The organism is Paraburkholderia sediminicola (assembly GCF_046026895.1).
Taxonomy (GTDB): Bacteria; Pseudomonadota; Gammaproteobacteria; order Burkholderiales; family Burkholderiaceae; genus Paraburkholderia; species Paraburkholderia sediminicola_C.
In genome coordinates this window covers 178,968-185,087 of record NZ_JAQQEU010000008.1, presented here as the reverse complement: position 1 = coordinate 185,087, position 6,120 = coordinate 178,968, and the positions used below count along the sequence as shown (strand labels likewise).

Genomic DNA, 6,120 nt, shown 5'->3' with positions numbered 1-6,120 from the left:
AGATCGACGGAATCGGCCGCGCCTTCGTCGACGAGACGGTCCAGGCGCAGCAGCAGTTCGCGGCGGTTGATGAGGCCGGTCAGTTCATCGTGCGTGGCCTGGCGCGACAAGCGTTCGGAGATCGCGCGCGCTTCGGTGACATCGCGAATCAGCACGGTGACGCCGTCGTCGCATGGAAACGACCGCACTTCGAACCAGGTACCGAGCGGCGCGTAGAAGTCGGTCGCGGTGCTGGGCACACCGGTCTCGCCCGCCTGCCGATAGGCCGTTTCGTAGCTCGACCCGATGAGGTCCGGGTATTCGGCCCAGATCTCGCGACCCAGCAGGTCCGCGGGCCGACGCTTGAGCAGCCGTGCAGCGGTCCGGTTGATGTTCCGAAACTTCCACTCCCGGTCGAGCGACATCACCCCGTCCGTGATGTGGTCGAGCACTTGAAAATCTCCCACGCCTTTGTCTCCCTTGACGGACCGGCGCCCCGGTCCCGCCCTATTTCTGAAATTGCTACACTGCGTATCGTAGGAGGATACGCAGTGTTTGTGAACTTAAAAGCTTCGCTGAGCAGCGACGCCGCCCAGTGCACGCGCGGTCGGTGCAGCGCTACGCCGTGCCGGGTAGAGGCTGCAGTGCGTTGGGCACGCGCACGTCCCGCGGTATCTCAAAGTCATCGAGCGCCCCGCAGTACATATCGACGGACGCCGAGATTCCCAGGTAGTGCTCCCAAGGCGCCCGGCTTTGCAAGCCGCAGCCACTGACGTTCCCGGAACTCGAACTTGACGATGTGACTTTGTCAGAGGCCAGGATACCGCTTCGTTTCACCGCCGCGTTGTAGCCCACCTGCCAGCGCATTTCCCCGAGCCACGTCACAACCTTGGGGCTTAGGCTGACGGTAACAGGAGCGGTGCCCGTAACATCCAGAGGTGTGTAGGTCAGCAAATCGCAGATAAGGGGCGCAAGAAGCATCGGCCCAGCGACCGGTTCGGCGAGGGGGCGGCATGCATAACGGGCGACCGCGCAATGGGCGCAGGCTGTGCCGAAGCGAAGCGGGGGCGCTGACGGACCAGCGAACCAGTCCGTCAATTGCTGCCACACGTTGCCCCCGCCGTGCGACCGCGACTGGCAGCACTCTCGGGCGGACCTGCGTTAGCCAGCGAGGCGCCAGCCAAAGTGACCCGCAACACTGCCGCAGCGCGTCGCAGGGTCCTAAGGAGTGCGATGTACGCGCCGCATGTGAGCGTTGATACCAGGAACGCAAATGTCGTTGTCTATCGTTAAAAGATTCAGCGTTTTAAAATCGCTATCGACCAGGCGTTACGGGCCGGCGACGATCCGACGACGAGATGCTGTCATCCCACTGCGGTCACTGCGTCTGCACGCGCCAGCCCTGTCCGGTACCGCCTAGAAGCGATGCCGCAACGAAAGCTTGAGGGCGACTTGCGTCGGCGTCGACGACTGACCCAGCGTGGTGATTGCCGCGACCGCCGCATGCCCCGTCGAATCGACACCCGACGCATGCTGCCAAACACCGACGAGGTTTACGTCCGTGCGCTTCGAGAACGAGTAGTTGGGACCGAAATCAATCTGCTCGTACTTTGCGTCACGCGCTTTCGTGTAGTCGAACGATGCACCGATCAGCAATGCAGGCGTGATGTAATACCGGCCATTGATCTCGTAGCTGTTGAAGCTCGCGTTGCCCGCATTCGGCGTGGAAGCCGTGCGCCGGATGTCCTGCAAGCGAGCGTTCGTGTACACGAGCCCGATGCTGCCCTGACCGATCTTGTACGAAACCGCCGCCCCGAAAATCTGCCACACGTTTGCCGAAGCGAAACCGCGCAACACAGGGCTTTTGCTTGGCGTCACATAGCCCGTCTGCCCCGGCGAAAGCGCGCTGTCGAGTACGGATACCGAAGGATTGTTGATGTTGTCGTACGCGAGCGCGGCGCTCAGCGGACCATTCCCGTACTTGAGTCCAAGCGCGTAGACGCGCCCCGCTGCGAAATTGCCCGCCACGCCTCCGGGCGCGAACATGCCGCTCGCCTGCAGCCCGTGGAACTTCGGCGATTGATACTTCACCGCGTTGTTCACGCGAAAGGTCGAGTTGAGATTGTCGAAATCGCCCGGATGCGTGCCAAGCCATGCCCACATCGAAGTCGCGGCAATCGCGCCGATGAGCTCGGTCATCGGGTCATACTGGCGGCCGAGCGTCACCGTACCCAGCGTGTTGCTGCTGAGCCCGACGAATGCCTGGCGGCCGAACTCGCGGCCACCTTGCAGGAGCTTGCCGTTCGACGTGTCGAAGCCGTTTTCCAGCGTAAAGATCGCTTTCAGGCCACCGCCGAGATTTTCGCTGCCACGCAGGCCCCAGCGGCTGCCGTTCGTCGGTCCGTTGACCATTTGCACATTCGAGTGCCCGGACTGGTTGTTCACATATACGAGTCCGGCATCGACGAAGCCGTACAGCGTGACTGAACTTTGGGCATGCGCCGCGCCTGCGAGGAGCGGCAGAGTCAACAAGGATATTCTGGTCTTTTTCACAAAGTCTCCGACATGACGAATCCGCGCTTACTCGCGGGAGAGCGAGAAAACGGCGGACATCGCTGGGTCTGTTAGATGGTTATTTCGACGGGGGTACTTCGATGCAGCAGCCGGCAAGCGCAAGGATTCCCGGCTGAAACCGCACTCCGGCCTAGTGCGTGACGCCCGCCTCGACAACGACCGGACGGGAACCATAGATACGGCCCATCACGTACACGCCGATACCGGCGACAAGCACGGGCCACGCCGAGAAACGGAAGATTTCCGCAGGCGTCCAATGCGCCGAATAGAGCATGCCCGCGACCAGCGGCCCCGCGATGCCGCCGAGCCGGCCAATGCCGAGCGCCCAGCCCACCCCTGTCGAGCGCAGGTTGAGCGGGTAGTAGACAGCCGCGAGTGCGATCACGCTTTTCTGTCCGCCGCTGATGCAGAAGCCGGCGCAAAAAATCATCACCATCAGCCACGCGACGCTGCCCGAGAACGCGTCACCCACCAGCCACATAAATACGCAGCCCGCGAGGTACATCACAGTCAGCGTCACATACGGGCCTACGCGGTCCATCGCAAGGCCAAGCGGCACGGCCGACAGCACGCCCGCTATCGTTGGCAGCGCCGTAACCCAGACAATCGTCGCGGGAGAATACGCCAGCCCCGTCAGCATGGTGGGCAACCAGCTCTGCATGAAGTAAAACTCGGCCAGATTCAGGAAGAAAATCAACCACAGCAACACCGTGCCCGCCGACGTGCGCCCTCTGACCAGCGCCGCGACGCTCGCACGCGCCTCGCCCTGATCTTCGAGTTGGAACGTACTGCCAACCGGCACGTCGACACGCGGGAAAAGCCGCCGCAACACGGCACGCATCCGCTCATTGCCTTGCGGGCGCCGTTGCAGGAATGCAAGCGATTCTGGCAGCAGCCATGCAAGCGGCACCGTTAGCGCGAGCGGCGCGAACGCACCGACCAGCATCAGCGATTTCCAGCCGTACGCAGGAATGAGCATGCCGGCGATGAGCCCGGCCACGACGAAGCCCAGTGAGAAGCCGCAATACACGAGCAGTACGAAGGTGGCGCGCAGCCGCTTCGGTGCGAATTCACAGGTCAACGCCACGGCGCTCGGCGCGGCAGCACCCAGGCCGATACCGGTCAGAAGGCGCAAACCGATTAGTTCGGTGACGTTGGTCGCGAACACGGTCAGCATGGTGAACACCGCGAATAGCACGGTGCTCGTCAACATCATGCGTTTGTGGCCGAAGCGCGCAGACAGCGGCGCGATGGCAAGATAGCCGACCATCAGACCGACCAGCGCGGCGGAAAAAATCGAGCCGAGAATTTCGCGCGACAGATGCCAGTCTCGCGAAAGCACCGGCACGATGTAGCTGATCGCCTGCGTGTCGAAGCCATCGATGAACATCAACAGCGCGCACAGCAGTACCACGAGGCACTGCCCTGCGCCTATCTTCTGGCGTTCAATGACCTCGACTACGTCGATGAGGGGGGATGCCACGATATTTGTCTCCTGGTTATTGTGTGGAAGGAGTCAGGCCTTCTCTAAGGGCGGATATCCGTGTGAACGAAAGCGTCGCTAAAAAAATCGTCCTCGGGCAGACCCGCTTCAATGAACGTGTCATGCGCGGCGCTCGTCATGGCCGGGTTGCCGCAGGCGTAGACCTGATATCCGGCGAGCGAGCCGAAGTCTTCGAGCACCGCCTCGTGCACGAAGCCGCAGCGGCCATTCCAGCCGTCGTGCGGCTCAGAGAGCACCGGAACGAACGTCAGCGTGCCGCTCGTGTGCCACTTCCGCGCCAGTTCGGCCAGGTAGAGGTCTTCGACGCGGCGCGCGCCCCAATACAAATGGAGAGGACGGTCGAGTTTGCGTTTGATCACGTCTTCGACGATCGACTTGACCGGTGCGAAGCCCGTTCCGGTCGCCAGCAGGATCGCGGGGCGGGTCGAATCGTCCTGTAGCGAGAATTCGCCGAACGGCAGTTCGACGCGCAGCTTGTGCCCTTTCTCAAGTCCACGCAGCATCCCGTCGGAAAACTTGCCGCCCGGCACGTGACGCACGTGCAGCTGGACCGTGTCGCTTTCGTGAGGAGGATTGGCCATCGAGTAATTGCGGCGGCTGCCGTCTTCGAGCTCGATCTGCAGATACTGGCCGGCGCGAAACTTCGCACGCACACCAGCGGGCAGGCGCAGTTGCACAACACTCACGTCGGCAGCGGGCTGCGTGACGCGATACACGGACATGTCGAGCGTCTTGCGCACGACCGGCTCGCGCTTTTCAAACTTGCGCGGCGCGATCGTCATGTCCGAGGACGGCCGCAAGCAGCACAGCAGGACGCGCTCGGCAGGCCCTTGCAGATCGCCCTGCACGGACGAACGACCGCCGCCGTCGACCACGCCGCCCTCGCAGGTCGAGCACACGCCTTTACGGCACGAATAGGGCACGCTGTAGCCCGCTCGCTCGGCGGCGTCGAGCAGGGTTTCGCCCGCCTCGCAGCGGAACGCGACATCGCTTCCCGCGATGGAAATCCGGTAATCCAAAATTTGACCTCGGTGATCGGTTAGGATGTGTCAGTCGGCCGGTGCGGAGAGCGCGGTCCCGGTCGTCACAAGATGGATCGCGCCGAGCAGCGGCGCGGCATCGGCGCGCAGCGTGCCAGCGATGTCGAAGCCGCTGCCGTGTCCGACGCTCGAGAACACCACGCCCGCGCCGATCGACAGCGCCGCGGAATGACGGCCCGCGCGTAGCTTGACGGGAATGTGCCCCTGGTCGTGATACATCGCGACGAACACGTCGACATCGGAATTCGTCAGCAGCAGATCCGCGCCTTGCGGTCCGACCACGACGATGCCTTCGTCGCGCAACTTCCGCGCGGCGGGTTCGGTGATCTCGATGTCCTCCGGTCCGAACAGCCCGCCTTCGCCTGCATGCGGATTGATGCCCATTAGCCCGACCACCGGCCGTTCGACGCCCATCAATTGCAGCGCCTCCACGGCGGCTCGCGCGGCGCGTTCGACGTGTCGCTGGTCGAGCCGCGCGAGCGCCGATGCGATGCCTTCGTGCAAGGTCGCGTGAACGATGCGCAGGCCGCCGCCGATCAGCAGCAGGTACACGTCATCGGCCGGCATGCCCATTTCCCGGGCGACGAAACCCGGATAACCCGCGAAGCGCACACCGGACGCATTGATCGCCGTCTCCGAATGCGGACACGCGATCACGGCGTCGACGGTGCCCGCCCGCGCCGCGCAAAGTGCGGCGCTGACATAGGCGAGCGTTGCGGTGCCGGCCGCGGCCGCGACCTCGCCCGGCACGAACGCCGCGGCGGCCAGCGATGCAACGTCGACCATGTCGATCAGGCCGGCTTCGGCGGGCGGCAAATCGTCCGCTGATACTTTCCGAAGCGTGAGTTCGGGACAGCAGCGCTGCGCATACCAGCGAATGACGAAGGCATCGCCGAACAGCACGACACGTGACGACGGATACGTCACACCCATCTCTCGAGCGCGCTGGGCGGCTGCCTTGACCGCGATTTCGGGGCCGATGCCGTTGGGGTCGCCAATCGCCAGCGCGACTCTCATGGCGCG

The 6,120-nt window shown here is 63.5% G+C and carries 5 protein-coding genes; all 5 read right to left on the bottom strand.

The features are described from left to right. On the bottom strand, positions 1-446 hold a 446-nt coding region (locus tag PQR02_RS08720; protein WP_408228398.1), incomplete at its 3' end, for a PAS domain-containing protein. 949 nt (positions 447-1,395) lie between these two features. Continuing rightward, on the bottom strand, positions 1,396-2,532 hold the full coding sequence (locus tag PQR02_RS08715; RefSeq protein WP_408228395.1) for a porin: 1,137 nt from the start codon (positions 2,530-2,532) through the stop codon (positions 1,396-1,398). Between the two features lie 151 nt (positions 2,533-2,683). After that, the gene (locus PQR02_RS08710; protein ID WP_408228392.1) at positions 2,684-4,036 is read right to left on the bottom strand and encodes an MFS transporter; all 1,353 of its coding nucleotides are present in this window, start codon (positions 4,034-4,036) and stop codon (positions 2,684-2,686) included. A 44-nt stretch (positions 4,037-4,080) separates the two neighbouring features. Further along, on the bottom strand, positions 4,081-5,076 hold the full coding sequence (locus PQR02_RS08705) for a 2Fe-2S iron-sulfur cluster-binding protein (RefSeq protein ID WP_408228389.1): 996 nt from the start codon (positions 5,074-5,076) through the stop codon (positions 4,081-4,083). Between the two features lie 30 nt (positions 5,077-5,106). Then, a complete protein-coding gene (locus PQR02_RS08700) occupies positions 5,107-6,114 on the bottom strand; it encodes a PdxA family dehydrogenase (RefSeq protein WP_408228386.1) in 1,008 nt (335 codons plus the stop codon). Between the last annotated feature and the right edge of the window lie 6 nt (positions 6,115-6,120).

Excerpts from the sequence above, each read along its gene's own strand:
- PQR02_RS08700 (WP_408228386.1), bottom strand. The coding sequence starts at position 6,114 with ATGAGAGTCGCGCTGGCGATTGGCGACCCCAACGGCATCGGCCCCGAA.